A 25,220-nucleotide genomic window follows, 5' to 3' on the forward strand; every position below is an offset into this window, starting at 1 on the left:
CCATGGACGCGTTCTACCGTTCGCTGCACGACCACCTTGCCGGCTCCCTGCAGACACTGCCGGACAAGCCGCGCGAAAATCCCGACAACGCCTTGCGGGCGCTCTGGTATGCCGCCGTCGGCCAGCCGCGTTCGGTGGTGACGGCCGGCGAGGGCGAGCTGCCGCCGCTGGACGACGACGTCGGTCGGCGCCGGCTGCAGCAACTCATCGAACGGCGCCTCGCCGGCGAACCGCTGGCCCATCTCACCGGACGCGCCCATTTCATGGGACTGGACATGCTGAGCGGGCCTGCGGCGCTGATCCCGCGCGTGGAAACCGAGCAACTCGCGCAAGCCGGCATCGAACTGCTGCTCGGGGAGCCGCGGCATCCCGCCGCCCGCGTGATCGACGTCTGCACCGGCTCGGGCAACCTCGCCTTTGCCATCGCCCACCATGTGCCCGACGCCGTGGTCTTCGCCGCCGACATCAGCGCGGAGGCGCTCGCCCTGGCCGAATGCAACCGCCGGCACCTGGGGCTGGAACGGGTGGAGCTGCGCCGCGGCGATCTGCTGGAACCCTTCGGTAGCGAGTTCGACAGCACGATCGACCTCGTTGCCTGCGCGCCGCCCTACATACTCAGCGCCAAGGTGGAACAGATGGCGCCGGAGATCGCCGAGCACGAACCGCGGTTGGCCTTCGACGGCGGCCCGCTGGGCGTGACCATCCTGCTGCGCCTGCTGGAGGAATCGCCGCGCCTGCTGCGCGGCGGCGGCTGGCTGGCGCTGGAAGTCGGGCTGGGCCAGGGACCGGCGCTGGGACGACGACTGCTGCGCGACCCGCATTACGATGCGGTGCGCCAGTTGGCCGATGCACGCGGCGACGTGCGGGTGATCCTCGCCCGTCGCGCCTGAGCGTCAACGCGAAGGAGCACGCACATGGATGGACTGAACGCCAAGGTCTTCGAGCTGGACTGGGAGGCCGAAACCGCGCGCATCGCCGCGCGCCTGCGCGAGGCCACCGCCCGCGTGCTGCACAAGCGCGGCCTGGTGGTGGCGATCTCCGGCGGCGTGGACAGCGCCGTGTGCGCCGCGCTCGCAGTGCGCGCGCTGGGGCCGGACAAGGTGTTCACCCTGATCCTGCCCGAGCGCGACTCGGCCTCTTCCAGCGCGCGCAACGCGCGCGTGCTGGCCGCACACCTCGGCGTGCGCACGGAGGTCGTCGACATCGCCCCGGCGCTGGCCGCGATCGGCTGCTACGCCGCGCGCGACGAGGCGGTGCGCCGGCTGCTGCCCGACTACACCGAGGCCTGGCGCATGAAGATCGCCATCGCCGGCGGCAGCGCGGGCGCCATCAATCACTTCATGCTGATCGCCGAGTCGCCCCAAGGCGTGCGCCGCGAATGCGCGCTGCCGCTGCCCGAATACCTGCAGATCGTCGCCGCCACCAGCTACAAGCAGCGCCTGCGCAAGACGCTGGAATACTTCCACGCCGACCGCCTCAACTACGCCGTGGTCGGCACGCCGAACCGGCTGGAATACGACCAGGGTTTCTTCGTGAAGAACGGCGACGGCTCGGCCGACGTGAAGCCGATCGCGCACCTGTACAAGACCCAGGTCTACGGGTTGGCGCAGCATCTGGGCCTGCCCGACTGCGTGGCCACCGCCGCGCCCACCACCGACACCTACAGCCTCGCCCAGGGCCAGGACGAGTTCTACTTCGCGCTGCCCTGGGCGCAGATGGACCTCGCGCTGTGGGCGCTGGAACACCGACGTCCGGTCGGCGAACTGGCGACCGCGCTGGGCACCACCGAAGCCGCGGCGGCGGCGGTCTACACCGACATCGAGCGCAAGCGCAGCAGCACGCGCTACCTGCATCTGGCGCCGCTGCTGCTGGGGCCGGAGTCATCGACGTGACGGACGGCGATCAAGCCACCACCTACCGGACCGCGCTGGCCGAGCTGCCGCGCGATCGTGCGGAGGTGCTGGCGTTCTGGCGCGACAATCTCGGCGATCCCGCGCGGCACGCGGGCAAGTACGACGGGTTCTACCTCGGCGGCCCGTTCGGGCCGGCCCTGCTGCAGCTGCTCCGCCACGGCGATGCCGTGGTCGGCACCTGCGGCGTGGGCGCGCGGCGCATGCTGTGGCAGGGACGCGAGATCCGCGCGGGCCTGCTCGCGGACATGGCGGTGGACGCGCGCCATCGCACGCTGGGTCCGGCGTTGATGCTGCAGGAGGCGCTGGTCGCCGCGGCGGCGGGGCGCTACGACCTGCTCTACGGCTTCCCCAACCGCAAGTCGTTGCCGGTGGTCAGGCGGCTGGACTATGCGGTGCTCGGCGAGCTGTCGCGCCATGCGCGGGTGCTGCGGCATGCCCACTACCTGCGGCGGCGCCTACCGCACTGGCTGGCCGCGTTGCTGGGAAGCGTGCTCGATGCGAAGCAGGCTTTGCTGGATGGCTTGCGCGCGCCGCCAGGCCGGGGCGTGACCGCGACCTGGACGGAGCGGGCCGACCCCCGCATCGATGCGCTGTGGCAGGCCTCGCCGCATGGCGATGGTCTGCTCGGCGTGCACGACGCGGCGCTGGCGCGCTGGCGTTTCGACCAGTCGCCGCTGACCAGCGTGCGTTACCTGCTCCTCGGCGACCGGCGCGACGGCGCGCTGCGGGCATGGTTCGCCTGCGAGCGCAGGGATCGCGTGCTGCAGGTGCGCGACTACTGGTCGGAGCGCGGCGTCGAAGGCATCGACCACCGACTGGTGCTGGCGCTGGTGCGCGCGGCACGACGCGAGGGCTGCGCCTCGGTCACGCTGGAATGCGCGGCTCCGGCGGCGCGGATGGCGGGCTGGCGTCGTGCCGGTTTCGTCCTGCGCGAAGGCCAGCCGGTGGTCGGCAAGTGGCTGGGCGATGGCCCGGCCCCGGCCGGGCTGGCGCGGGACTGGCACCTGACCGAGGCCGACGCGGACGAGTGAACACGACGAGGACGGCCAACCGGCCGTCCCCGTCGCATGCCGTCGCGTGTGCCGACTCAGCCCGCGACGATGAAGCGCTGGCTGTCGTCCATGAAGGCCTTCTCGCCGAAGCCGCCTTCGTGCGAGCCGAACGGCATCTGCGCGCGCAGCTTCCACGACGCCGGCACGTTCCAGCTTGCGCGGGCGGCCTCGTCCACCAGCGGGTTGTAGTGCTGCAGGCTGGCGCCGATGCCGGCATCGGTCAGCGCCATCCATACCGCGAACTGCGCCATGCCGCCCGACTGCTCGGACCACACCGGGAAATTGTCCGCGTACAGCGCGAACTTCTCCTGCAGGCCCTTCACCACGTCCTGGTCTTCGTAGAACAGCACGGTGCCTGCGCCTGCGGCGAAGCTGTCCAGCTTGGCGGCGGTCTGCGCAAAGGCCTCGGCCGGCACGACCTTGGCGAGTGCCTCCTTGGCCAGCGCCCAGAACTTCACGCTCTGCTCGCCGAACAGGATCACGGCGCGCGAGCTCTGCGAATTGAACGACGACGGCGTGTGCTTGATGGCCTGCTGGATGAGGCTGTTCAGGGCGTCCTTGTCCATGCCCACGTCGCGGCCCAGCGCATACTGGGTGCGGCGCTTCTTGAGGCGTTCGATCACGGGGTAGCTCATGGATGTTCCTCCAGAAAGAAAAGCCGAACCCGCGGAACGACGGGGCGTTCCAGTCTTTTGCATGTGTTCGGTATGGCGCCCATCTTGAGCGCGCCGTGTTGCCACGAGTAGCCGGCAATCCGTGGTTACACCGTTTCCATCAGGAAACGCTGGCTGTTCAGCGTTGGCAGTGCGGGCACCAGAACGTCGACCGCTGCCCCAGCACCGCCTGCCGGATCGGCGTGCCGCAGGCCTTGCACGGCTCGCCCGCGCGGCCATAGACCATCAGCTCGCGGAAGAAATAGCCGGGCGCGCCGTCGGGGGCGAGGAAGTCGCGCAGCGTGGTGCCGCCGCGTTCGATCGCCCAGGCGAGGATGCGCTTCACTTCGGCGGCGAGCCGCGCGTAGCGGGCGCGCGACACGCTGCCGGCTTCGCGGCGCGGGGCTATGCCGGCGGCGAACAGCGCCTCGCTGGCGTAGATGTTGCCCACGCCGACCACGATGGCGTTGTCCATCAGGAACAGCTTCACGGCGGCGGTGCGGCCGCGCGACGTGCGCCACAGCAGGTCGCCGTCGAAGGCGTCGGTGAGCGGCTCCGGCCCGAGTTTCGCCAGCAACTCGTGGGTGGTGCCGGGCGGCTGCCACAGCAGGCAGCCGAAGCGGCGCGGGTCGGTGAAGCGCAGCACGCGCGCGCCTTCGTGCGCGTCGCGCGCCAGCGCGATGTCCACGTGGTCGTGCGGGCCGAGCGGCGCATCGGGCGGCAGCACGCGCAGCATGCCGCTCATGCCCAGGTGCAGCAGCGCGCTGCCGACCTCGGTGTGCAGCAGCAGGTATTTCGCGCGGCGCTCCACCGCCGCGATGCGCTGGCCGGGCAGCAGTTCGGCAAGCTCGTGCGGAATCGGCCAGCGCAGGTCCGGCCGGCGCAGCGTCACAGCAGTCACGTGCCGGCCGACCACGTGCGGTTCGATGCCGCGGCGGGTGGTTTCGACTTCGGGCAGCTCGGGCATCAGTGCGTCCCGGACAGCTCGATGTGTTCGGCCTTGGGCGCCTGCGGCATGTAGCGCAGCGAGACCAGCGCCACGCGCGCGCCGACCTGCACGTAGCACTGCGGGCCGGTGGCCGACATCGCGCCGAAGGCGAGGCGCTGGCCGTCGAGGCTAAGCACCGCCTGCGGCGGCGCGAGGCCGATCTTGGCGGCGTCGAAGTCGCCGGTGGCCCGCCATTGCAGCACGGGGGCGGCGGCGGCAGCGGCCAGGCCATCAAGGTAATGATCGTCGACGCGCTGGCCGTCGGCGCGCCACCAGTGGCCGTCGCGTTTCGCGTAATGCACGACGGGCGCGTCGCCGAGTTGCAGCGTCACTACGGTGATCGCCGCGGGATCGAACGCGAGCAAGGTGCCCGGCGCGGTGCGTTCGTCGCGCTGCCATTGCCACAGTGCCAGCGCGATCAGCACGGCGACGCCGAGCAGCATCAGGAAACGCGAGCGCGTGGCCCGTTTCATGCGCGGCGCCGGCGCCACACGATCAGGCCGCCGAGGATGAGCAGCAGCAGCGGCAGCACCAGCATGAAGCCGATGCTGGCGAGGTTGAGCTCGGCCTGGTCGATGCGCAGCACGCGGTCGGGCACGCCCTGGCGGGGCAGGTCGACCAAGGCGTCGTCGCCCAGCAGCCAATTGAAGATGCGTTCGCCCAGCGCGCGGTTGCCGCCGGTGCCGAGGTAGGCGTTGGAGAGGAAATCGCCGTCGCCGACCACCACCGCGCGCTGCTCGCGCTTGTCGGGGCTGGGCGAGAGCCGCTCCAGCGAGAGGCCGAAATCCAGCGGGCCCTTGAACTCGCCGGCAGCGGCGTCGTAGCGGATCTCGGAGGGATGCGCGCTGTCGATGGCGTGGAACTCGGTCCAGCTCTGCGCGCTGGAGCGCAGCAGCGGCGTGGCCGTCCAGCCACCCGCGCCGGTGCGTGCCAGCGCGGCCACCTGCGGGAAGCGCGTGGCGAGCTGGAAGCCGCGGGTGATCGGGTTGGGCGGGTACTGCGCGACTGCCAGCAGGCGCGGATCGTCAAGGCCGAGCGCCGCGCCGCTGCCGTCCACCAGCACGCCGGGCAGCACCTGGACGCCCAGCGCCTTGGCCAGTGGATCGAGGCCGAGGTCGCCGTCCGCCGGGTCGCGCAGCCACAGCAGGTTGCCGCCGTCCTGCACGTAGGCGACCAGCGCCTGCACCGCGCCCGCGGGCAGCGCCACGGTGGGGCTGGCCAGCACCACGAGGTCGGTACCCTGCGGCACGGTGGCCGCCTGCGCGAAGCTCAGCGGCACCGCGCGCAGGCCGCTCTGCGCGAGCTGACCCATCAGCGTGCCCATGTCGGGCTTGCCTTGGCCGCCGGGCAGGCGTTCGCCGTCGCCGGTGACGAAGGCGACGATGCGGTCGTTGCCGCGGATCAGCCGCTCCAGCGCGTTCGTCACGCTGGCTTCGGAAAGTTCGGTCAGCCGCTGCTCGTGACCGCGGTAGTGCAGGATCAGCTCGCCGTCCACGGCGATGCCCAGCTCGCGCATCCGGGCTGGATCCTGCTGCGGATCGACGAAGCGCAGCGCGAGGTCGGGCCTGGCCTGCCGATAGCGCTGCAGGAAGCCGGCGACTTGTGCGCGCAGATCGTCCTGCGGGCTCGCGTAGCTGACGATTTCCACCGGGCCGTCCAGCTTCGCCAGCACCGCGCGGCTCTGCGGCGACAGGCTCACGCGTCCGTTCGCGGTCCAGTCGGCCACATGGGCGTAGCGCGTGCCGAGGTAGCCGATCGCGCCGGCACCGACGAACAGCAACAGGGTGAACAGCCAGCCGTCCAGATGCTTCCACAAGCGACGCATCAGCCACGCTCCTTGTCGGCCGCGAGGCGGCGCGTGGCCAGCGCGAGGCAGACCACGATCAGCAGCACGAACCACAGGATGTCGGCGGTGGAGACCAGTCCGCGCAGCAGGTTCTGCTCGTGCGTGCTCATCGCCAGCCAGTTGATCGCGCCGTCGTCGATGCCGGCCATCTGCGCGCCGAGGTTCACCGTCCACAACGCCAGGCCGAGCAGTAGCGCCACCGCAGCGGCGATCGCCGGATGCGCGGTGAAGGTGGAAGCGGCCACGGCCAGCGCGGCCAGCGCGGCCAGCATCAGGGCGATGCCCAGCGTGGCGGCGGCGAGCTTGCCCCAGTCCGGCGTGGTGGCGTGCGCCAGCGACAACGGCATCGCCAGGGTCAGCAGCAGCCATGCCAGCAGCCACAGCAGCAGCACGGCGTACTTGCCCAGCACGATGCGCGAAGCAGGCAGGCCCGCGGCGAACAGCAGCGGCAGCGTGCCGTTGCGGCGTTCGCCGGCCAGCGTGGACATGGCGAGCAGCGGCACCACCAGGAAGGCGAGCTGCGCGAGCTGGCCCAGCAGCGGCACGGCCACCAGGTCCACGTAGCCGGGACCGTCCGGCAGCGCGGCGCGCTGGATCTCGCCGGCGAGGAAGTCGCCCAGCAGGCGGGTGAAGCACCAGCCCAGCCAGGCCAGGCTCAGCGCCAGCAGCACCCAGGCCAGCGGCTGCACGCGCAGGCGGCGCAGTTCGAGACGGAACATGGCGAGGAAACTCATGCGGCGTGCGCCGCCAGGGTGGCGCCCTGCATGGCGATCTCGAAGAAGCGGCGCTCCAGCGCGGCGTGGTCGTCGGCGCGCACCGGGCCGTCGTGGCGCAGGCGACCTTCGTGCAGGATCGCCACGCGGTCGCACACCGCGGTGACCTCGACCAGCACGTGGGTGGACAGGATCACCGCGGTGCCCGCGGCGGCCTGTTCGCGGATCAGCGCACGCAGCACGGTGACCTGCACCGGATCGAGCGCGTTGGCCGGTTCGTCCAGCACCAGCAGGGCGGGGCGGTGCAGCAGCGCGCAGGCCAGGCCCAGGCGCTGGCGTTGGCCCTGCGACAACGTGCCCGCCAGTCGCCGCGCCAGCGGCTGCAGTTCCAGCCGCGCCAGCGTCGCGTCACGCGCCGCGCGCAACGCCGTGCCGGCAAGGCCGCGCAGGCGACCGTGGGCGTCCAGATGTTCGGTCACGGTGAGCTCCGGCCACACCGGCGCCCGCTCGGGCAGCCAGCCGATCAGGCGACGCGCCAACTCGGGGCGTTCCAGGAAATCCTCGCCCTTCAGGTGGATCGCGCCGCTGTCCGGCCGCAGGGCGCCGGCGATCATGGCCAGCGTGGTGGATTTGCCCGCACCGTTGACGCCCAGCAGGCCCAGCACTTGGCCGGGCGGCAGCGCCAGGCTCAGATCCTGAACGGCCGTGCGCCCGGCGCGGCGGCGGGCGAGGCGATCGAGCTGCAATACGGGTGGCGCGGAGGCATTGACGGAGGTCATTGCGCGATTGTCGATGCGGCCCCATCTTCACACAACCATCGGCGTTCACGCTTGGCGCTTAACGAAAGCGCAAGTGCCTACGCCTTACGATGGCCGAATCGCCTGTCAACATGCTGGCGAGTACGGCAAACCCTCACCTAGACTGCAACACGAACCCGTTCCGAGTCCCGATCCGATGCTCGATACCGTGCTGAATTTCCTGTCCAACGGCCTCGCCCACGCCGGCTGGGTGGCCATGCTGGTCTACTTGCTGGTGGTGACCCAGCTCACCATCTTCACGGTGACGCTGTACCTGCACCGCAGCCAGACCCATCGTGGCGTGGACTTCCATCCGGCGCTGGCGCACTTCTTCCGCTTCTGGGGCTGGATCAGCACCGGCATGGTCACCCGCGAGTGGGTGGCGGTGCACCGCAAGCACCACGCCAAGGTGGAGACCGAGGAAGATCCGCACAGCCCGGTGATCTACGGCATCAAGAAGGTGTTCTGGGACGGCGTGTCGCTGTACCGCGACGCCTGCCATTCCAAGGAAGACATGCAGCAGTACGGTCGCGGCACGCCGGACGACTGGGTCGAGCACAAGCTCTACGGCGCGCACCCGTACTGGGGCCCGTCGCTGATGCTGCTGATCAACCTCGCGCTGTTCGGCGTGATCGGCGCGGCGATCTGGGCCGTGCAGATGATCTGGATCCCGTTCTGGGCCGCCGGCTTCGTCAACGGGGTTGGCCACTGGGCCGGCTACCGCAACTTCGAGAGCGCCGACACCTCGCGCAACCTGCTGCCGTGGGGCTTCTGGATCGGCGGCGAGGAGCTGCACAACAACCATCATGCTTTCCCCAGCTCGGCGAAGTTCGCGCTGCGCAAGTGGGAGTTCGACATCGGCTGGGCGGCGATCTGCGCCTTCCGCGCCGTGGGCCTGGCCAAGGTGCTGCGCGTGGCGCCCACGCTGGACGTGCGCCCCAACGTGCCGCTGCCCGACGCCGATACGCTCAAGGCCGTGCTCACCCATCGCTTCCAGGCGATGACCGACTACTACCGCAACGTGATCGTGCCCACCCTGCGCGACGAAGCGGCCCATGCCGGCGAGAGCCTCAAGTCGGTGCCGCGTCGCATGCGTCTCGCGTTGGCCGACGGCGGCCGCTGGCTGGACAGCGACGGCAGCAGCAAGCTGCAGGCCGTGCTGGCCAAGCGCCCGACCCTGAAGACCGTGTGCGATTTCCGCACCCGCCTGGCGGCGTTGATGGAGCAGCGCGGTGCCGAGCAGGCGCTCAAAGGTCTGCAGCAGTGGATCGTCGAGGCCGAGCAGAGCGGCATCCGCGCGCTGCAGGACTTCGCGGCCCGGCTCAAGGGTTATGCCGTCGCGGCCTGATCCGCGTCACCGTGCCGCAAATGAAAGGCCCGCCTCGATGGCGGGCCTTTCTGTTTGAGCGTCGTTCGGGCTAGAGCTGATCCGGCCCCTTGCGCAGCCAGCGGTCGATCAGCGCCTTTTCGTAGCGCAGGCTGTCGTTGCTCGAGGCGCTGGTGCTGCCGGACATGAAGCCCGGATCGCGCAGCTTACGCGTGCCTTCGCGGATCGTCTTGCCATCGGCGTCGAGCAGGCGAAAGCGCAGATCGATGCGCGGCGGGTAGATATCTTTGATGATGCGCACCTCGCGCAGCGTGCCGCGGCGCCAAGGTTCGAAGTTGCCGGCGCGGTCGATGTCGGTCACCACGATGTCCAGGCGTTCGCCCGGCGGCAGCATCTTGCCGGCGCGATTCTCCATGTAAGCCTTCAGCACCTTCAGGTAGTCGTTGTCGGCAAGCTGGGGCGCCAAAGAACGCACCTTGCGGGTCTCGGTGAACTGCTCGGGGTGGTCGTAGGTGACGGTGACGTTGGTGGGCGCGGTGGCCGCGGCAGTCGCTGGCGTTCCGGCCAGTGCCGGGACGGCGAACAGGGCGGCGAGCAGGACAAATGGGGCAATCCGGCGGTTCATGGCGGTTTCCTCCGGCGAGGACGATGTCGCCCGGATACCAACGATAACGCTGCTGCGTCGTTGGGGTGTACGGGGGGCTGGCCGTGGGCAAGAAAAAACCCGCCTTGCGGCGGGTTTTTGAGTACTTCACTGGACCCCGGCCTGCGCCGGGGTGAGCAACGATGATCCAAGCGTCAGGCGCTTGGATCGTTGCTCACTTGATCTTGCCTTCCTTGTAGATCACGTGCTTGCGCACGACCGGATCGTACTTCTTGAACTCGAACTTTTCCGGCGTGTTCTTCTTGTTCTTCTGCGTGGTGTAGAAGTGGCCGGTACCGGCCGAGGAAATCAGGCGGATCTTGTCTTGCTTGCTGTTGGCCATGATTGTCTCCTCAGACCTTGTCGCCGCGGGCACGCAGCTCGGCGATCACGGCCTCGATGCCCTTCTTGTCGATGGTACGCAGCGCGTGGTTGGAAACGCGCAGCTTGACCCAGCGGTTCTCGCTGGCGACCCAGAAGCGGCGCTCGTGCAGGTTCGGCAACCAGCGGCGACGGGTCTTGTTGTTGGCGTGCGAGACGTTGTTGCCGGTCTGCACACCCTTTCCGGTGACTTGGCAAATGCGGGCCATGATAGCTCCGTGATGTTCTGTTGACCGCCCGTTGGCCAGGGCGATGGCGGCCCAGCGGCGCTGCGCGCCACGCGATGCTGGAGGTGTTGCGCTGGTCTTGCCGCGAGGCCCGCATCGCATGGCGGGCGCCCCGAACGGGTCGGGTCGGCAGTGACGAGCCGCGCATTATCCTGCAGAAACAGGCCTGTGCGCAATCCCGCCGGCCGGCTTGCGCCCGGTCGCGTATGCACGGGGCCGGCAGGTATGAAACAATCCACCTCTTTTGACGCCAGACCGATAGAGGGATTCCCATGGCAGAAGTCATCGCCAACGGCCAGGCCAGCGCGCAGGGCAACCCGCCGCAGCTGGTGCTGCAGAAGATCTATGTGAAGGACGTGTCCTTCGAGGTGCCGGGCGCGCCGCAGATCTTCCAGGAGTTCTCCGGCGAGAGCGATCAGACCGCGCCACAGGTGCAGCTGAACCTGGGCCACAAGGCCATGGACCTGGGCAATGACCTGTACGAGGTGGTGCTCAGCGTCACCCTCACCTGCACGCTGGGCGAGCGCACCGCCTACCTCGCCGAGGTGGAGCAGGCCGGCCTGTTCGGCATCTCCGGCTTCGCCGACGAGGACCGCGCCGGGGTGATCGGCAGCTACTGCCCGAACCTGCTGTTCCCGTACGCGCGCCAAGTGATCTCCTCGATGGTGCTCGAAGGCGGCTTCCCGCCGTTCCTGCTGCAGCCGATCAACTTCGACGCCCTGTACGCCGAGCAGATGCGCCGCACGACCGGCGGCGGGGACGCACCGGTCCAGCTCAACAGCTGAGCCCGTCCATGACGCAGCATCCGACCCTGGCGGTACTCGGTGCCGGTTCCTGGGGTACCGCGCTGGCCGCCCTGACCGCGCGCAACGGCGTGCCGACCCGGCTGTGGGGCCGCGATCCGGCCACGCTGAAGGCGATGGCCACAGTGCGCTGCAACCAGCGTTATCTGCCGGGCATCGAGTTGCCGGCAGCACTGGTCTACGAGCCGGACCTGGCGGCCGCCGTGCGCGGCGCCGGCGTCGTGCTGCTGGTGGTGCCCAGCCACGCCTTCGCGGCGATGCTGGAGGACGTCGCGCCGCTGCTCGCCGACGGCGCCACGCTGGCCTGGGCCACCAAGGGCTTCGAGCCGGGCACCGGCCGCTTCCTGCATGAACTGGTGGGGCGACGCCTGCCGCACAGCCCGGCGGCCGTGATCACCGGGCCCTCGTTCGCCAAGGAAGTGGCGGCCGGCCTGCCCAGTGCGGTCACCGTGCATTCGGAAGACGCCGCCTGCGCGCAGCGCGTCGCCCACCTGCTGCACGCGCCCAACCTGCGTGCCTACACCGGTGGCGACATGCTGGGCGCCGAACTCGGTGGCGCGATGAAGAACGTGCTGGCGGTGGCCACCGGCATCGCCGATGGCATGGACCTGGGCCTCAACGCCCGTGCCGGCCTGATCACCCGCGGCATGAACGAGATGCTGCGCCTCGGCGTGGCGCTGGGCGCACGCCCGGAGACGCTGATCGGCCTGTCCGGCCTTGGCGACCTGGTGCTCACCTGCACCGGCGACCTCTCACGCAACCGCCGACTCGGCCTTGCACTGGGCAAGGGCGTGGCGATCGACGAGGCGGTACGCCAGATCGGCCAGGTGGTGGAAAGCGTGCTCGCCGCCGACGAGGTGGCGCGGCTGGCCGACCAGCATGCGCTGGATCTGCCGATCAGTGCCGGCGTGCGCGCCGTGCTGCACGGCGAAGTCACCCCGGCCGAAGGGCTGAAGGCGTTGATGGCGCGCGAGCAGAAGCCGGAATACCCGCACGGCTTGTTCGGCAACGCCTGAGCGATAACCGCCGCAGGAGCGGCTTCAGCCGCGATCAGGTGTTGCAGGTCGCGGCTGAAGCCGCTCCTACACGCACGATCTGCCTGCTAAGCTCGACGTTTTGGTCGTCGCCACGGGGCGCATGCGCATGCAGCAACCGGACGGGAAACAGCACGTCACGCCACCCGGCGGCCGCGACGAACGCCTGCCGCCCACTTGGCAGCGCCTGCTGGACTTGCCCAGGGCGTCGGGCGGCGACGAGTCGGTGGTGCTGGGCTTCTTCCTGGAAGTGATGCCGGAGGAGGGCGCCGCTTGGGCGCACCTCGAAGTGGCGCCGGTGCTGCTTGCCGTGGCCGAACACGGCCGCTATGCGCGGCCGGCGCCGCTGGACAGCCGGCAGCTGATCCAGGCACCGCTGCCGCCGCACGAGCAGCGCCTCGCCGCCGCCGTGCTCGGCCTGCCACAGACCCAGCGCAAGGGGCGCAGCTACGCGCGGCTGGGCGGCCACGTCGGTGACAGCCTGCTGGTCGAATTGCTGGACACGGCGCCATGTTTCCTCGGCGGCCTCGCCGGCCTACGCCTGTCGCGCGGCAAGGCGCACCCGCTCAACTGGCACTGGCAACTGGAGACGGACGGCAGCCAGCGCTTGCTGCCGAATCTGCCGCACAGCCAGCGTCTGCTGCGCATCGACGGCCTGTGGTACCTCGACGCCGAGCACGCCACGCTCGGCCATCTGGAGGCCGCGCCCGAGGAAACGGCATGGATGGACCTGCCGGCGCTGAAGCACGAATACGGGCGCCGCCTCGCCGAGATGCTGCCCGCCAGCCGGTTGGCCGCGCGCATCCCGCCGCCGCAGGTGTTCGACGAACTGCAGCGCGCCGAGCTGACGCCTAAGCCGGTGCTGACCATGCACGCGTTGACCCGCCACGCGCGCCTCGCCGCCGGCACGTCGCCGCTGGCCTGGGCGCGGCTGTCCTTCGATTACGCGGGCGAACGCTTGCCCGGCCGCGGCGGCGAGCCGCTGGTGCGCCGCGTGCGCAACGGCCAATTGATGGAGATTGTGCGACGCCGCGCGGAAGAGCTTGCCACCATGGAGCAGCTCGAACGCACCGGCCTCACGCCCGCGGTGGACACCGAGGGCTTGCCCTGGGACATGGCCGACACCATGCCCGACGATGCCTGGCTGTTCCCCGGCACCGGCCACGCCGGTGCGCTGGAAGTGAATACGCCGGCGCGCTGGATGGCGCTGCGACCGAAGCTGGAAGCGGAAGGTTTCGTGTTGGAGTACGCGCCCAGCTTCCCGTTCGAGGTGCTGGAAGGCCCGGTGCGCTGGTACGGCCAGGCCGCCGAGGATGCGGACGACCACGCCTTCGATCTGGAGATCGGCATCGAGTTGGAAGGCAAGCGCCACAACCTGTTGCCCGCGGTGGCGCAGGCGCTGGCCGAGCACCAGTTGAACCTCAGCCCTGCGCCGAACGAGCCGGAGGACGCGGTGTGGTACGCGCCGGTGGACGAGCGCCGCCGCGTGCCGGTGCGGCTCAAGGTGCTGCGTGCCCTGCTGGCGCCGCTGGCCGAATACCTGGAGAAGCCGCGCACGAAGCTCCACCTGCCGCGCGTGCAGGCGGGGCGGCTGGAGGAACTGGTCGAGGCGCTGCCCAGCGACGGCGCGCTGGAGGCGCCCGAGGTGCTGCGCGGCTTCACCGCGCGCCTGCGCGACGCCGCCGAGCGTGCCAGCGACGCGGTGCCCGCCGGACTCACGGTGGAACTGCGTCCCTACCAGCGCGAAGGCCTGCGCTGGCTGAATGCGCTGGCCGAGGCCGGCGTGGGCGGCGTGCTCGCCGACGACATGGGCTTGGGCAAGACCCTGCAGCTGATCACCCACCTGCTCGCGCTGAAGGAACGCGGCGCGCTCAACCAGCCTGCGCTGGTGGTGGTGCCCACCAGCCTGATCCCGAACTGGCAGGCCGAGATCGCCCGCTTCGCGCCCGCGCTCAAGGTGCTCACCCTGCACGGCCCGCAGCGCGCCGACGCCCACGCCCAACTGGGTGCGCAGGACATCGTGCTGACCAGCTATGCGCTGCTGCCGCGCGACGTGGTGCCGCTGCGCAAGCAGCCGTTCGCGCTCGCCGTGCTCGACGAGGCGCAGCAGGTGAAGAATCCGCGCACCCAGGCGCGCCGCGCCCTGCTCAGCCTGCGCACACGCCGGCACGTCTGCCTCACCGGCACGCCGCTGGAAAACCATCTCGGCGAACTGTGGTCGCAGGTGGACCTCGCCGTGCCCGGCCTGCTCGGCGACGAGAGCGCGTTCCGCCGCTACTACCGCGTGCCGATCGAGAAGCAGCGCGACGAGGAATGCCTGGCCCGACTCAATCGCCGGCTCGCACCCTTCATCCTCCGCCGCACCAAGGCGCAGGTCGCGTCGGAACTGCCGCCGAAGACCGAGATCACCCGCCGCGTGGTGCTGGAGGGCCGCCAGCGCGAGCTGTACGAAGGCTTGCGCCTGTCGCTGGCCGAGGAGCTGCGCGAGGTGATCGCCCAGCGCGGCATCCAGCACTCCGGCATCGTGGTGCTGGACGCGCTGCTCAAGCTGCGCCAGGTCTGCTGCGATCCGCGCCTGGTGAAGCTGGAGGCCGCGCGCGGCGTGCACGGCTCGGCCAAGTTCGAGCTGCTGATGGACATGCTGGTGCCGCTGCTCGACGAGGGTCGCAAGGTGCTGCTGTTCTCGCAGTTCACTGGCATGCTCAAGCTGATCGCGCACGAACTGGATCGCCGCCGCATCCCCTACGTCACCCTCACCGGCGAAACGCGTGACCGCGCCACCCCGGTGCAGCAGTTCCAGCAGGGCGACGTGCCGCTGTTCCTGCTCTCGCTGAAGGCCGGCGGCGTGGGCCTCAACCTCACCGCCGCCGACACCGTGATCCACTACGACCCGTGGTGGAACCCCGCCGCCGAGGCGCAGGCCAGCGACCGCGCCCACCGCATCGGCCAGGACAAGCCGGTGTTCGTGTTCCGCCTGATCACCGCCGGCACGGTGGAGGAACGCATCGAGGAGCTGAAGGCGCGCAAGGCCGAGCTCGCCGAAGCCGTGCTCGAAGGCGGCGGCAGCCGCGAGAAGCTCAGCTTCGACCAGGACGACCTGGACGCGCTGCTGGCGCCTGGTTAGCTGACCCGGTGCCAGCAAGCCGACCTGGTGTTCCGCACGAACCGTTAGACGATGTGCTGGATCAATGGGTCACGATGGGCGTGGACGAAGCCGGCGTGTCACCTAGCGATTGCAAGGCGCCCACGGTCACGTTGCCCTGCAGTCCGTCGAAATCCTTGCTGGCGCGCTGGTACAACGCCTGCACCACGTGCATCGCCGGCTCCGGGTAATCGGTGAAATCCGAGACGTACTGGATGCCGCCCTCGTGGGCTGCCACCTCGAACGGCCACATCTCCCGGTTGAAACGGTGGACGGCGCGGGCACCGGCTACCTGGTCGCCGTATTCCGCGCGCAACTGCTTGTAGAGCCGCTCCGCTGCTGCGATTTCCGGTGGCGAACTGCGCAAATAAGCCTGCTTGTAGGCCTGCTGGTAGGGCGGCTGATTCTTTCGTTCGATCGACAGTGCCAGCCAAGCCAAGCCCAACGAGCGGTTCTGCGGAACGCCGGGCACATCGCCGTTGAAATAGAGCAGGCCAAGCGTGTACTGCGCGTTCTTGTTGGCCCAGTGAGCGGACTCTTCGAGATCCACGAGCCCCAGGCGGTAGTGGCCACGCTGGAAGTAGTACTTCGCCCGGCAGGCGTAGTAATCGCCCGGCATGAACTGCTCGAGGCCTTCATGGCAGTAATAGATCTTTTTTCCCATCGGCGGAGCCGCCGCCGGTGGCGAGGCGGCGATGGCTGGCGATGCGGTGAGCAGACAGGTGGCCATCGCGATGGTGTACGGGATAGTGCGCAGACGAATCCTACGCTGCTTCATGGCAACTCCTCCTTGCATGCAGGTGCATATGCGGCGGCTGGATCTGGGTCGGCGAGCCAGCCGCTGTATCACGCATGTCGTTGAGCGGCCTTCCTAGGTTTGTCCAAGGATCTTAGCGCCGACTTAGGCGCGCGCCGCCACCCCGTCGATGCGTTTCAGCATGTCGGCCGAGCCCCGGGACACGCGGAGCGCGCCGGCGCAGGCGCGTTCGCTCTCGCCACCATCGCCGGAAAGCAGGCCGATACCGAGTGCGCGGGCACGCCGGGCGGCGAGCATGCCCCACACGCTGTCGCCGACTACCGCGGCGTGGGTGCGATTCATCCGCCTCGCCAAGGCCGCCGTGGGGCCGTGTTCTCCACGCATCCGGAGCGCGCTTGCCGTCCACGGCCTCGCCCCTTTCCCTTCGCGAATCCGCGCGGTTCAGGCGGTGGCCGCATGCGCGACAGGCGCGTGCGGGCGCCTGCGGTATTCCTCGCACAGGTGCGTGACCAGGGCGCGGTGGTCCGGCAGGTCGTCGAGGGCCTGCGTGGCCGCCTGCCGGATCATGGCGAATTCGCGGCTGGCTTCGACGCCACGCGGATAAGCGCCGCGCACAAGCTCGAGGTCGGTTTCGAACTCCATGCCGTAGAGCATGTATTGCCAGCTGGACACCGGGAACATTTCCAGGTCGCCGACGAAATCGAGGCGGTGCGGCGGGCGGTGCCGCCACTGCGCCAGCTTGTCCTGCAGGCTCTGCGGGATGCCGGCCGGATCGGCGTTGTCGACCCAGAAGGCCGAGTCGCGCCGCCGGCTCAGGCAGTAGTGCAGCTTGATGAAATCGACGATGCGCTCGTAGCGCGCGGACATCATCGCGTTGAAGTGGCGCGCCGCACGGCCCATGTCGTCGCGGTCGCCGGGTAGCAGGTGCGTGACCAGGTAGGCGGCCAGCTCGACCAGTGCGATGCCGGTGGATTCCAGCGGTTCCATGAAGCCTCCGGACAGCCCCACCGCCACGCAGTTGCCGCGCCACGCTTCCGGGCGGTAGCCGTTGTCGAAGCGGATGTGCGTGGCGTCCTGGCCCTCGGCTGCGCTGCCCAGGTAGCGGCGGAAGGTTTCCTCGGCGCGCGTCGCGTCGGTGTGCCGCGAGGAATACACGTAGCCGACGCCGCGCCGCTGCTGCAGGCCGATGTCCCAGACCCAGCCCGATTCCTGCGCGGTGCACAGGGTGAACGAGGGGATGGGCGCATCGGGACGCGGGTAGGGCGCTTGCATGGCGACCGCGCGGTCGGTGAACAGCATATCGCCGCAGCTGCGGTACGGAGAATGCAGCGCTTCGCCGATCAGGCTGGCGCGCATGCCGGTGCAGTCCACGTAGAGGTCGGCCTCCAGTTCGCCGAGTTCGGCGGTGACCAGTCTGGCGATGCCGCCGTGGTCGTCCGGCACAGCGCGCTCCACGGTCGCCACGTGCCGCCGGATGCCCAGCGCCTGCTGGCCGTGCTCGGCCAGCAGCATGGCGAAGCGGCCGGCGTCGAACTGGTAGGCGTGGTTCATCGGCCCCTGGTAATCGGGATCGCGTGCGCGCTTGGGCGCGCGCGAGCGGTCGACCAGCAGGCTTTGCATGGTCACCGCATCGGCGAAACCCAGGCCGGCGGGTGCTGCACCCAGCAGCCAGTACGGCAGCAACTCGGGGCCGCCGGGGCGCTGGCTGGGCACGCTGAAGGGGTGGAAGAAATGTTCCTTGCCGGGCGTGCCGGGTGGCCGCACCCAATGGCGGAAGCGGATGCCCTGCTTGTAGGCGGCGGAGGTCTCCGCCAGGAAGCGCCGCTCGTCGAGCCCGATCGCCGACAGCGTGCCGCGGATCGACGGAAAGGTGGATTCGCCGAAGCCGATCAGGCCGATCCGGTCGGATTCCACCAGGTGCACCTGCACGCTGGCCGGGTCGGCGGCATTCACCGCCTTGGCCAGGTAGCAGGCGGTCAGCCAGCCGGCGGTACCGCCGCCCACCACGAGTACCTTGCGCAAGCGCTGCATGGTCGCTCCTTTGAAGAAGAAACGCCGGGCCCCGTCCGGAGCCCGGCAATGCCATCCCGGGGAGGGAGGGCGGCGCCAGCCCGCTCGGCTGGCGGCGCCACAGAATGGCAAACAGTCAGCGGCGCCGGTCGAACGGCGCCGCCCATTCCTGGTGTCAGAACGAAGTGCCGAACTGGATGCCGTAGGTGCGCGGCGCGAGGTACTCGGACACGTACTCGAAACTGCCGTCGGGCATCTGGAAGCGCCCGGCGTTGGTGCGCACCTTCACGTCGGTGACGTTCTGCGAATACACGCTGATCCACCAGCGGTCCTGCGGCTCCGTGTAGCGCAGCGACAGGTCGCCGCGGAAGTATGCTTTCTGCTGGTCGCCGCTGCCAAGGTTGAACGGGCTCAGCCACTGCATGCTCTGGTACTGGCCACTGAAGCGCGGGGTGAGGCGGCCACCGCTGGGCAGCACGAAGTCGTGCTCGTAGATGGCGGACAGCGAAACCGTTGGCGCGTGCGCCAGGTCGTTGCCGGTGATGTCCATGCAACTGGCGATGCCCGACTGCGGCGCGCATGCCGGCAAGCCCTGGTAGTCGTTGCTGCCGGCGTACACCAGCGTGCCCAAGGTCTTCTTGGGAATGTACGAGAGCACCAGGTTCGCGCGGTCGTTCGGCTGCTGGTACGCCAGCTCCGATTCGAAGCCGGCCACCTTGGTGCTGCCGCCGACGTTCGAGAAGCCCAGGCCGCGGTTGCCGTTCGGGTAGGTGATCGGCGCGGAAAGCTGGAAGTCCTTGAAGTTTTCGTAGTAGGCCGCGCTGTTCCAGGTCAGGTGGCCGTCGAGGAAGGTGAACTTGGCGCCGATCTCGTAGTTGGTCAGCGTCTCCGGCTTGTACAGCGTGCCGGCGTCCTGCGTGCCGCCCGATTTGTAGCCGGTGGACACGCTGGCATACAGCATGCCGTGCTCGCCGATGTCGGTGTCGATCCGGCCCAGCCACGTCCACTGACCCTTGCTGTACTTGGCGTCGTTGTAGGTGGATACCGCGAAACCGGTCGCCGGGCCAGGGATGGTGCTCGGCGCGATCGGCAGTGGCAGCACGTTGGGGTCGTTGTCCCAGCCCCAGCCGCGGCCGTCGATGTTGCGCTTCTCGTCGTTCGACCAGCGCAGGCCGCCGGTCAGGTGCCAACGGTCGGACAGGTTCCAGGTGGCCTGCCCGAACAGGGCGGTGGAATTCACCAGCTCCTTGGGCTGTATGAACGAGCCCTGCCATGACACCGAGCCGTACTGCGTGCCATTCATGATCGGGATGTCGAAGCGGATGTTGTTGTCTTCGTGACCGTAATAGGCGCCGACGATCCAGTCGACCGTCTGCTGTCCGCGCGACTTCAGGTCGAGCTCGTGGCTGTAATTGCTGTAGTTGGAGGAGTTGGTGCGGTCGGCCTGGTAGGACGCGCCCGTGGTGAAGCTGGTGGGCACCTGTACGCCGACGTCCTGGTCGAAGTTGCCCTCGCCGGAGAAGCGGTTGACGCCGGCTATGTAGCTCAGCTCCATGCTGTCGTTGATGTCCCAGTCCATGCGGCTGCGCAGCGTGCCCGAGTTGCGGTGCAGGTAGGGCGGCGTGTCGATCAGCGCCGACCAGAACGACTGGCCGCGGCGCGGCGTCTGCATCAGGCTGAGATCGGGCGTGCCGCGGTCGATGAAGTACTCGTAGGAGAGGTCCCAGGTGAACGAGTCGCTGGGTTGCCAGCGCGCGCTCACGCGGGCGGCGGACTGGTCCTGCGAGTTGTACTTCGCGCCGTTCTGTTCGTACTGGTTCGGATCGATCGCGCGGAAGTTGGCGAGGGTGCCCCCCGAGGCGAGATAGGACGCCTGCTGCTGCGCCACGCTGGGCAGTTCGGTGGCCGGGTTCTGATAGTCGACGTAGCCGTCGTGCTGCTCGTGTACCACCGCGACGCGCATCGCGAAGGTGCTGCTGATCGGCAGGTTCACCGCCGCGCGGACGCCCGACTGGTTGTAATTGCCGGCTTCGATCTGGGCATAGCCCGAAGCATCGCCGCCGATGTCCGGCTTGGCGGTCTGGAAGCTCATCGCGCCGGCGGTGGAGTTGCGTCCCCACAGGGTTCCCTGCGGGCCGCGCAGCACTTCCACGCCGTCCATGTCCAGCAGCAGGCCGGCCGCGGCCTCGGCCCGTGCCGTATAGACGCCATCGACGAAGATGGCGACTTCGGGGTCGGCATATTCGGTCTTGGCACTGTCGTTGCCGATGCCGCGCATGGTCAGGGTGACCACGCCGTGGTCACCTTCGGAGGTGGCCTGCAGGCCCGGAACCAGCGGGGTCAGGTCCTGCACCGTCATCACGCGCTGCTTGTCGAGCGTGTCAGCGGTGATCGCGCTGACGGCGACCGGGGTCTTCTCCAGCGGCGTTTGGCGCTTGGTCGCGCTGACTTCGACGGTGGCGAGCTGCTGGATCTTCTTGTTCGTCTTCACCGGTGCGGCTTGGGCGGTGGAATCCTGCGGCGCTGCGCCTTGCTCCGCGGCCTGGGCCAGGCATGGGGCGAGGGCGAGCGACAGGGCGATGTGCAACGCTGAGTAGCGCAACTTCATTTCGTATCCCCTCGAGCTTTGTTCTTGACTGACGTGTGTGCCATCGGCATGGCCGTGGCGGCTTGTTTCTGCTCCCCTGAATGACAGCGCTGTCCTTGCAAGAAATGACAGCGCTGTCAAATTCATGATAACGCCGATTTGCAGGCAAATCATGTTGCAATGCGAAACATGCTTATTGCCTGTTTTCATCAGCCGGTTTCCCGCTTGCATATGAAGCAGTCGGACGGTTCCCGCGTTTCGGTACGGCGGATTCATCGGCCCAGCATGCGCAGGGGCCGCCCGGACATCAGCTGCCGTTCGATCTGCTCCAGCGTCACGCCGCGCGTCTCCGGAACCCAGGCGCGGGTGAAGGCGACGAAGACGAGGTTGAGCGCCGCATACAGCCAGAACGTCCGCGCCGTGCCGATGCCGTCGAGCAGGCTGAGAAAGCTGGCGCCCACCGCCATGTTGATCACCCAGTTGGCGAACGTCGAACAGGCGATGCCGAAGTCACGCCCCCGGAGCGGTTGCACCTCCGAACAAAGCGTCCAGACCATCGGGCCGGCGGACATCGCGAAGCCGGCGATGAATACGAGCAGCGCGGCGACCCCCGCGATCTGCAGACCGTGCGTCGGCGTGCCCGTCCGCATCAGCGCGCCCACCGTGCCGAGGCTGGCCGCCATGACGGCGAAACCAAGGTAGAGGATGGGCCTGCGGCCCCAGCGGTCCACCAGGCCGATCGCGGCGAAGGTTGCCAGCATGTTGACGAGGCCGACGATGGCGGTGGCCCACATCTGCGCGCTGCCGCCGAAGCCCATGCCTGCGAAGATGCGCGGCGCGTAATACATGACCACGTTGATCCCGGTGAGCTGCTGCATGACCTGCAGCAGCACGCCCAGTCCCACCGAGCGCCGGAAGTTTGCATTGCGCAGAAACAGTTGCCAGCCGTGCTGCGGCGATTGCAGCTGCCGCGCGATGTCGTCTGCCTCGCGGCGGGCCTCTTCCGTGTCCTCGCGCAACCTGCCCAGTACCGCGATGGCCTCGTCGCGCCGCCCGCGCAGCAGCAGCCAGCGCGGGCTTTCCGGCAGGCCCAGCACGCCCAGCAGGAACAGGGCCCCGGGCAGCGCGACGATCCCGAGCATCCAGCGCCACGCGCCGCTGTAGCTCAGCGCCGTGTCGGACAGGAAGGCCATGAAGATGCCGATGGTGATCATCAGCTGGTAAGTGGAAATCATCGCGCCGCGGATACGCCCGGGCGCCACTTCGGCAAGGTAAAGCGGTGCGGTGAAGGTCGCCGTGCCGATCGCCAGCCCGAGCACAAGGCGCGCACCGGCGAGCATCCACGGCGACCATGCGAGACCACACAGCAGCGACCCGCCCACGAACAGCACGGCGCCGAAGACCAGCGAACGCTTGCGGCCCAGCGTCGCCGACAACCAGCCGGCCGCGGCGGCGCCGATCGCCGCACCCAGCATCATCGAACTGACGATCCACTCGATGGCGCGGTTGGACACCTCGAATTCGGCTTGGATGAACCGGGTGGCGCCCGCGATCACGCCGATGTCCAGCCCGAACATCAGGCCGGCGAGGGCAGCCAGCACGCAGGTGAGGATGGCCGCGAAACCGCTGCGTGTGCGTGCCTTCATGGCGATGGCGTCGGTCATGGATTCCCCTTCAGGCAGATGCGGTGGACCGGATTAGCGCGCGCAATCGAGCGCGCGGTCGGCGTTGGTGCCCAGGGCCGCGCTGGTGATCGACAACCGCTCCCCCTTGCCGGCCTCGAGCACGAAGGGCTCCGTGACGTGGCGCATGTTGGCGCCGGCGGCGCGCAGGCATTTCAGCGGTACGCCGATACGCTGCCAGCGTCCCTGCGCGAGTACGGCATCCAGCTTGACGCGTCCGCGGCAGTCATGGCCGCAACCCATGCCGATCCACACCGGCTGGGTGCCTTGCGCGTCCATGCGCAGCGTGACGATCAGCATCATGTCGCCGTTGGCCTGGCGACTGAGGTCGAGCGGCTTGACGGAGGCGAGCGCGAGGGAAGCCGGGCCGTCGATCCACTCGAGCTGGCGCGCATCCTCCTGTGCCTTGTAGTCAAGCGCCGTCACGCGCAGGCCGCCATCCGCGGTGGCAGTCGGCGTCGCGGTCACCACGACGGCCTTGTGGTCCGCGCCGACAAGCGAAAGCGTGTAGCCGCCGACGGCCTTGCCTTTCTCCAGGTAGTCGTCCACGCGCACGGTGTCGCCGCTGATGCCGGATTGCTCCGGCAGCTTCGGCAACACGACTCGGTCTGCATAGGTGAGGCCGTAACCCAGCGGAAACTGCGGCTTGCCGCGGCCGGGCGCGGCGCTGCCGGGCCAGGCGAACGCCAGTTTGCCGCGAAAGTCGAAGTCGACCTGGCCGTCGCGCTTGCGCAGCAGCACGTCGGCCACGCCGCCGCCTTCGCTGCCGGGCAGCCAGGCGGCGACGAAGGCGTTGGCCGCATTGATCTCGCGGTTCAACCACAGCGGCCTGCCGCCCAGATACACCGCGACCACCGGGATGCCCTGCGCTCGCAGGTGGCGGATCAGCTCAAGGTCGTGATCGTCGCCCGGATGGAACAGCAGGTTGGCGATGTCGCCCTGGAACTCCGCGTAGGGCGACTCGCCGAACACCACCACCGCCACGTCGGGCTTGTGCGTGTAGCGGCCATCCGGCGCGATCTCCGCCTCACCGCTGGCGGCCTTCACCTGCTCGGCGATGCCGGTGCCGATCGATTGCGCGCCTGGAAAATCGGCGTTGCTGAGTCCAGTACCCTGCCAAGTCAGCGTCCAGCCGCCGCTTTGCTGCGAGATACTGTCGGCGCCTTCGCCCGCGACCAGGATGCGCTGGTGCGGATTCAGCGGCAGCAGGTTGCCGTCGTTCTTCAGCAGGACCAGCGATTCGCGCACGGCGCGGCGCGCCAGTGCGCGATGTGCTGCGTTGCCGACGATGCGGTCGGAGTCGCGCGCCAGCGGTTGCGTGGACGGCGCGCCGGCGGTGAACAGCCCCATGCGAAATTTCACGCGAAGAATGCGCGCCACCGCGTCGTCGACGCGCGCCATCGGGATCGCGCCGGACTCCACCTCGGCCAGCGTGTGCTTGTACAGGCCCAGCCAGCTGTCCGGCGCCATCAGCATGTCGGCGCCGTTGTTGAACGCGGCGGGGCAATCCTCGTTGCTGCAGCCGGGAACCTGGCCGTGCGCGTTCCAGTCGCCGACCACGAAGCCCTGGAAATCCATGCGCCGCTTCAGCACGTCGGTGAGCAGGCCCTTGTTGCCCAGCATCTTCACGCCGTTCCAGCTGGAGAACGAGGCCATCACGGTCTGCACGCCGGCATCGATCGCGGGCGGGTAGCCGGCGGCGTGCACGGCGATCAGCGTGTGCTCGTCGATCTCGGCATCGCCCTGATCCTTGCCGTCCTTGGTGCCGCCGTCGGCGAGGAAGTGCTTGGCGCTGGCGATGGTGTGGGCGTCGTCGAGGAAGTCGCGCGTGCCGGGCGTGCCCTGCAGGCCTTCCACGATCGCGCCGGCATAGCTGGCCACCACGCGCGGATCCTGCGAATAGCCTTCGTAGGCGCGACCCCAGCGCAGATCCTGCGGCACCGCCAGCGTGGGCGCGAAGCTCCAGTTGAAGCCGGTGGCGCGCACCTCGGCCGCGGTGGCGGCGCCGATCTCGCGTATCAGTCCGGGATCGCGGGCGTTGCCCAGCGCCGAGTTCTGCGGGAACAGCGTGGCGCCGAGGGTGCCGTTGTTGCCGTGCACGGCATCGATGCCGAACAGCGGCGGGATCGCCGCGTGGCCGCCCGCGGTGTCCATCGCCGCGCGGTAGAACGCGTCGGCCAGCGCCTTCCACTGCGCCACGGTGGCGAAGCGTCCGCCGCCCGGCTTGGAGTTGCCGCCGGCGAGGATGGAGCCGAGGTGGTATTCGCGCATCTGCTCCGGCGTGATGCTGGCGATGTCGGCCTGGATCAGCTGTCCCACCTTGTCCCGCACCGACATCTTCGCCATCAGCGCGTGTACGCGCTGCTCCAGCGCGGCATCCGGCGGCAGCGGCCAATGGGCCTTGGGCCACAGGGCGGGATGCACGGTCGCGGCGCCATCGCCCAGCGCGATGCCGATGGGTGCGAGAGCCAGCAGCGCGGCGAGCAGGGTGCGGGGCAGTGGCGGGTGTCGGACGATCATTCGCGCGCTCCTCGGCGGCATGGGCCGCTGGCGAGGCGGTAATGTCCAGCAAAAATGACAGCGCTGTCAAATTTCGATGCGAAAGGTCTGTTCGAACACCCGTCCGGGCCGGTCCATGCGAAGGGACATGGCGGGGGTTCCGCCG

General features: G+C 69.2%; 22 protein-coding genes. 7 read left to right on the plus strand and 15 right to left on the minus strand.

Going from position 1 to position 25,220, the window contains the following annotated elements:
• The first annotated feature begins 2 nt into the window (after positions 1 to 2).
• Genes B0E52_RS07805 through B0E52_RS07815 form a run of 3 tightly spaced genes read left to right on the plus strand, consistent with a single transcriptional unit; the run spans position 3 to position 2,944 of the window.
• Positions 3 to 890 (plus strand): HemK family protein methyltransferase, encoded by an 888-nt coding sequence (locus B0E52_RS07805; protein ID WP_077483260.1) that lies wholly within the window; start codon positions 3 to 5, stop codon positions 888 to 890.
• Between the two features lie 24 nt (positions 891 to 914).
• Positions 915 to 1,892, plus strand: coding sequence for an NAD(+) synthase (gene nadE / locus B0E52_RS07810; RefSeq protein ID WP_077483261.1), 978 nt, complete (start codon positions 915 to 917; stop codon positions 1,890 to 1,892).
• Positions 1,889 to 2,944, plus strand: a complete 1,056-nt coding sequence (locus B0E52_RS07815; RefSeq protein ID WP_077483262.1) for a hypothetical protein — start codon at positions 1,889 to 1,891, stop codon at positions 2,942 to 2,944. Before nadE ends, B0E52_RS07815 begins: the two co-directional genes overlap by 4 nt.
• Before the next feature lie 56 nt (positions 2,945 to 3,000).
• On the opposite strand, the gene B0E52_RS07820 is transcribed toward B0E52_RS07815, so the two are convergent.
• From B0E52_RS07820 to B0E52_RS07845, 6 genes are all read right to left on the minus strand, one after another.
• Entirely contained in the window at positions 3,001 to 3,600 is a 600-nt protein-coding gene (locus B0E52_RS07820) for a nitroreductase family protein (protein WP_077483263.1), read from the minus strand.
• Between the two features lie 157 nt (positions 3,601 to 3,757).
• Positions 3,758 to 4,585: a bifunctional DNA-formamidopyrimidine glycosylase/DNA-(apurinic or apyrimidinic site) lyase gene (mutM, locus tag B0E52_RS07825; protein ID WP_077483264.1), complete on the minus strand. Its 828-nt coding sequence runs from the start codon at positions 4,583 to 4,585 to the stop codon at positions 3,758 to 3,760.
• A complete protein-coding gene (locus B0E52_RS07830; RefSeq protein WP_077483385.1) occupies positions 4,585 to 5,079 on the minus strand; it encodes a hypothetical protein in 495 nt (164 codons plus the stop codon). Before B0E52_RS07830 ends, mutM begins: the two co-directional genes overlap by 1 nt.
• Positions 5,076 to 6,431 (minus strand): GldG family protein, encoded by a 1,356-nt coding sequence (locus tag B0E52_RS07835; RefSeq protein ID WP_077483265.1) that lies wholly within the window; start codon positions 6,429 to 6,431, stop codon positions 5,076 to 5,078. The genes B0E52_RS07830 and B0E52_RS07835 overlap by 4 nt, the downstream gene beginning before the upstream one ends.
• On the minus strand, positions 6,431 to 7,186 hold the full coding sequence (locus tag B0E52_RS07840; RefSeq protein WP_077483266.1) for an ABC transporter permease: 756 nt from the start codon (positions 7,184 to 7,186) through the stop codon (positions 6,431 to 6,433). Before B0E52_RS07840 ends, B0E52_RS07835 begins: the two co-directional genes overlap by 1 nt.
• Positions 7,183 to 7,944, minus strand: a complete 762-nt coding sequence (locus B0E52_RS07845) for an ABC transporter ATP-binding protein (protein ID WP_077483267.1) — start codon at positions 7,942 to 7,944, stop codon at positions 7,183 to 7,185. Before B0E52_RS07845 ends, B0E52_RS07840 begins: the two co-directional genes overlap by 4 nt.
• A gap of 175 nt (positions 7,945 to 8,119) precedes the next feature.
• Here B0E52_RS07845 and B0E52_RS07850 point away from each other — a divergent pair, with 175 nt between their 5' ends.
• Complete coding sequence (locus tag B0E52_RS07850) at positions 8,120 to 9,310, plus strand: fatty acid desaturase (RefSeq protein ID WP_077483268.1); 1,191 nt, start codon at positions 8,120 to 8,122, stop codon at positions 9,308 to 9,310.
• A 70-nt stretch (positions 9,311 to 9,380) separates the two neighbouring features.
• On the opposite strand, the gene B0E52_RS07855 is transcribed toward B0E52_RS07850, so the two are convergent.
• The 3 genes from B0E52_RS07855 to rpmB form a co-directional block, all read right to left on the minus strand.
• Complete coding sequence (locus tag B0E52_RS07855; protein WP_077483269.1) at positions 9,381 to 9,914, minus strand: DUF3016 domain-containing protein; 534 nt, start codon at positions 9,912 to 9,914, stop codon at positions 9,381 to 9,383.
• Positions 9,915 to 10,107: 193 nt separating this feature from the next.
• Entirely contained in the window at positions 10,108 to 10,275 is a 168-nt protein-coding gene (gene rpmG / locus B0E52_RS07860; RefSeq protein ID WP_008211962.1) for a 50S ribosomal protein L33, read from the minus strand.
• A gap of 10 nt (positions 10,276 to 10,285) precedes the next feature.
• Positions 10,286 to 10,522, minus strand: coding sequence for a 50S ribosomal protein L28 (rpmB, locus tag B0E52_RS07865; RefSeq protein ID WP_077483270.1), 237 nt, complete (start codon positions 10,520 to 10,522; stop codon positions 10,286 to 10,288).
• A 290-nt stretch (positions 10,523 to 10,812) separates the two neighbouring features.
• Between rpmB and secB the strand changes: the two genes are divergently transcribed.
• The 3 genes from secB (at position 10,813) to B0E52_RS07880 (ending at position 15,501) form a co-directional block, all read left to right on the plus strand.
• Positions 10,813 to 11,325 (plus strand): protein-export chaperone SecB, encoded by a 513-nt coding sequence (gene secB / locus B0E52_RS07870; RefSeq protein ID WP_077483271.1) that lies wholly within the window; start codon positions 10,813 to 10,815, stop codon positions 11,323 to 11,325.
• Positions 11,326 to 11,333: 8 nt separating this feature from the next.
• Positions 11,334 to 12,359 (plus strand): NAD(P)H-dependent glycerol-3-phosphate dehydrogenase, encoded by a 1,026-nt coding sequence (locus tag B0E52_RS07875; RefSeq protein ID WP_077483272.1) that lies wholly within the window; start codon positions 11,334 to 11,336, stop codon positions 12,357 to 12,359.
• Positions 12,360 to 12,486: 127 nt separating this feature from the next.
• Positions 12,487 to 15,501 (plus strand): DEAD/DEAH box helicase, encoded by a 3,015-nt coding sequence (locus B0E52_RS07880; RefSeq protein WP_077483273.1) that lies wholly within the window; start codon positions 12,487 to 12,489, stop codon positions 15,499 to 15,501.
• A gap of 61 nt (positions 15,502 to 15,562) precedes the next feature.
• Here B0E52_RS07880 and B0E52_RS07885 read toward each other — a convergent pair whose 3' ends face one another.
• The 6 genes from B0E52_RS07885 to B0E52_RS07910 all read right to left on the minus strand — a co-directional run bounded on the left by B0E52_RS07885 (position 15,563) and on the right by B0E52_RS07910 (position 25,075).
• Positions 15,563 to 16,297: a sel1 repeat family protein gene (locus B0E52_RS07885; RefSeq protein ID WP_139351619.1), complete on the minus strand. Its 735-nt coding sequence runs from the start codon at positions 16,295 to 16,297 to the stop codon at positions 15,563 to 15,565.
• Between the two features lie 123 nt (positions 16,298 to 16,420).
• A complete protein-coding gene (locus B0E52_RS07890; protein ID WP_077483275.1) occupies positions 16,421 to 16,618 on the minus strand; it encodes a hypothetical protein in 198 nt (65 codons plus the stop codon).
• 99 nt (positions 16,619 to 16,717) lie between these two features.
• A complete protein-coding gene (locus tag B0E52_RS07895) occupies positions 16,718 to 18,307 on the minus strand; it encodes a tryptophan halogenase family protein (RefSeq protein WP_077483276.1) in 1,590 nt (529 codons plus the stop codon).
• 154 nt (positions 18,308 to 18,461) lie between these two features.
• Positions 18,462 to 20,894 carry a TonB-dependent receptor gene (locus B0E52_RS07900; RefSeq protein WP_077483277.1) on the minus strand — a complete coding sequence of 811 codons (2,433 nt, stop codon included), beginning with the start codon at positions 20,892 to 20,894 and terminating at the stop codon, positions 18,462 to 18,464.
• 251 nt (positions 20,895 to 21,145) lie between these two features.
• Positions 21,146 to 22,537, minus strand: coding sequence for a sugar porter family MFS transporter (locus B0E52_RS07905; protein WP_077483278.1), 1,392 nt, complete (start codon positions 22,535 to 22,537; stop codon positions 21,146 to 21,148).
• Between the two features lie 33 nt (positions 22,538 to 22,570).
• Entirely contained in the window at positions 22,571 to 25,075 is a 2,505-nt protein-coding gene (locus tag B0E52_RS07910) for a glycoside hydrolase family 3 N-terminal domain-containing protein (protein WP_077483279.1), read from the minus strand.
• Between the last annotated feature and the right edge of the window lie 145 nt (positions 25,076 to 25,220).

Source organism: Rhodanobacter sp. C06, assembly GCF_002001105.1.
Taxonomy (GTDB): domain Bacteria; phylum Pseudomonadota; class Gammaproteobacteria; order Xanthomonadales; family Rhodanobacteraceae; genus Rhodanobacter_A.

What these genes read in the sequence shown, in the direction of transcription:
- rpmB (WP_077483270.1), bottom strand. Translation starts at nt 10,522, where the DNA reads ATGGCCCGCATTTGCCAAGTCACCGGAAAGGGTGTGCAGACCGGCAAC.
- B0E52_RS07845 (WP_077483267.1), bottom strand. Translation starts at nt 7,944, where the DNA reads ATGACCTCCGTCAATGCCTCCGCGCCACCCGTATTGCAGCTCGATCGC.
- B0E52_RS07890 (WP_077483275.1), bottom strand. Translation starts at nt 16,618, where the DNA reads ATGAATCGCACCCACGCCGCGGTAGTCGGCGACAGCGTGTGGGGCATG.
- B0E52_RS07850 (WP_077483268.1), top strand. Translation starts at nt 8,120, where the DNA reads ATGCTCGATACCGTGCTGAATTTCCTGTCCAACGGCCTCGCCCACGCC.
- B0E52_RS07875 (WP_077483272.1), top strand. Translation starts at nt 11,334, where the DNA reads ATGACGCAGCATCCGACCCTGGCGGTACTCGGTGCCGGTTCCTGGGGT.
- nadE (WP_077483261.1), top strand. Translation starts at nt 915, where the DNA reads ATGGATGGACTGAACGCCAAGGTCTTCGAGCTGGACTGGGAGGCCGAA.
- B0E52_RS07910 (WP_077483279.1), bottom strand. Translation starts at nt 25,075, where the DNA reads ATGATCGTCCGACACCCGCCACTGCCCCGCACCCTGCTCGCCGCGCTG.
- B0E52_RS07830 (WP_077483385.1), bottom strand. Translation starts at nt 5,079, where the DNA reads ATGAAACGGGCCACGCGCTCGCGTTTCCTGATGCTGCTCGGCGTCGCC.
- B0E52_RS07895 (WP_077483276.1), bottom strand. Translation starts at nt 18,307, where the DNA reads ATGCAGCGCTTGCGCAAGGTACTCGTGGTGGGCGGCGGTACCGCCGGC.
- B0E52_RS07805 (WP_077483260.1), top strand. Translation starts at nt 3, where the DNA reads ATGGACGCGTTCTACCGTTCGCTGCACGACCACCTTGCCGGCTCCCTG.
- rpmG (WP_008211962.1), bottom strand. Translation starts at nt 10,275, where the DNA reads ATGGCCAACAGCAAGCAAGACAAGATCCGCCTGATTTCCTCGGCCGGT.
- B0E52_RS07900 (WP_077483277.1), bottom strand. Translation starts at nt 20,894, where the DNA reads ATGAAGTTGCGCTACTCAGCGTTGCACATCGCCCTGTCGCTCGCCCTC.
- B0E52_RS07835 (WP_077483265.1), bottom strand. Translation starts at nt 6,431, where the DNA reads ATGCGTCGCTTGTGGAAGCATCTGGACGGCTGGCTGTTCACCCTGTTG.
- B0E52_RS07905 (WP_077483278.1), bottom strand. Translation starts at nt 22,537, where the DNA reads ATGACCGACGCCATCGCCATGAAGGCACGCACACGCAGCGGTTTCGCG.
- B0E52_RS07820 (WP_077483263.1), bottom strand. Translation starts at nt 3,600, where the DNA reads ATGAGCTACCCCGTGATCGAACGCCTCAAGAAGCGCCGCACCCAGTAT.
- B0E52_RS07885 (WP_139351619.1), bottom strand. Translation starts at nt 16,297, where the DNA reads ATGAAGCAGCGTAGGATTCGTCTGCGCACTATCCCGTACACCATCGCG.
- B0E52_RS07855 (WP_077483269.1), bottom strand. Translation starts at nt 9,914, where the DNA reads ATGAACCGCCGGATTGCCCCATTTGTCCTGCTCGCCGCCCTGTTCGCC.
- B0E52_RS07880 (WP_077483273.1), top strand. Translation starts at nt 12,487, where the DNA reads ATGCAGCAACCGGACGGGAAACAGCACGTCACGCCACCCGGCGGCCGC.
- B0E52_RS07840 (WP_077483266.1), bottom strand. Translation starts at nt 7,186, where the DNA reads ATGAGTTTCCTCGCCATGTTCCGTCTCGAACTGCGCCGCCTGCGCGTG.
- mutM (WP_077483264.1), bottom strand. Translation starts at nt 4,585, where the DNA reads ATGCCCGAGCTGCCCGAAGTCGAAACCACCCGCCGCGGCATCGAACCG.
- secB (WP_077483271.1), top strand. Translation starts at nt 10,813, where the DNA reads ATGGCAGAAGTCATCGCCAACGGCCAGGCCAGCGCGCAGGGCAACCCG.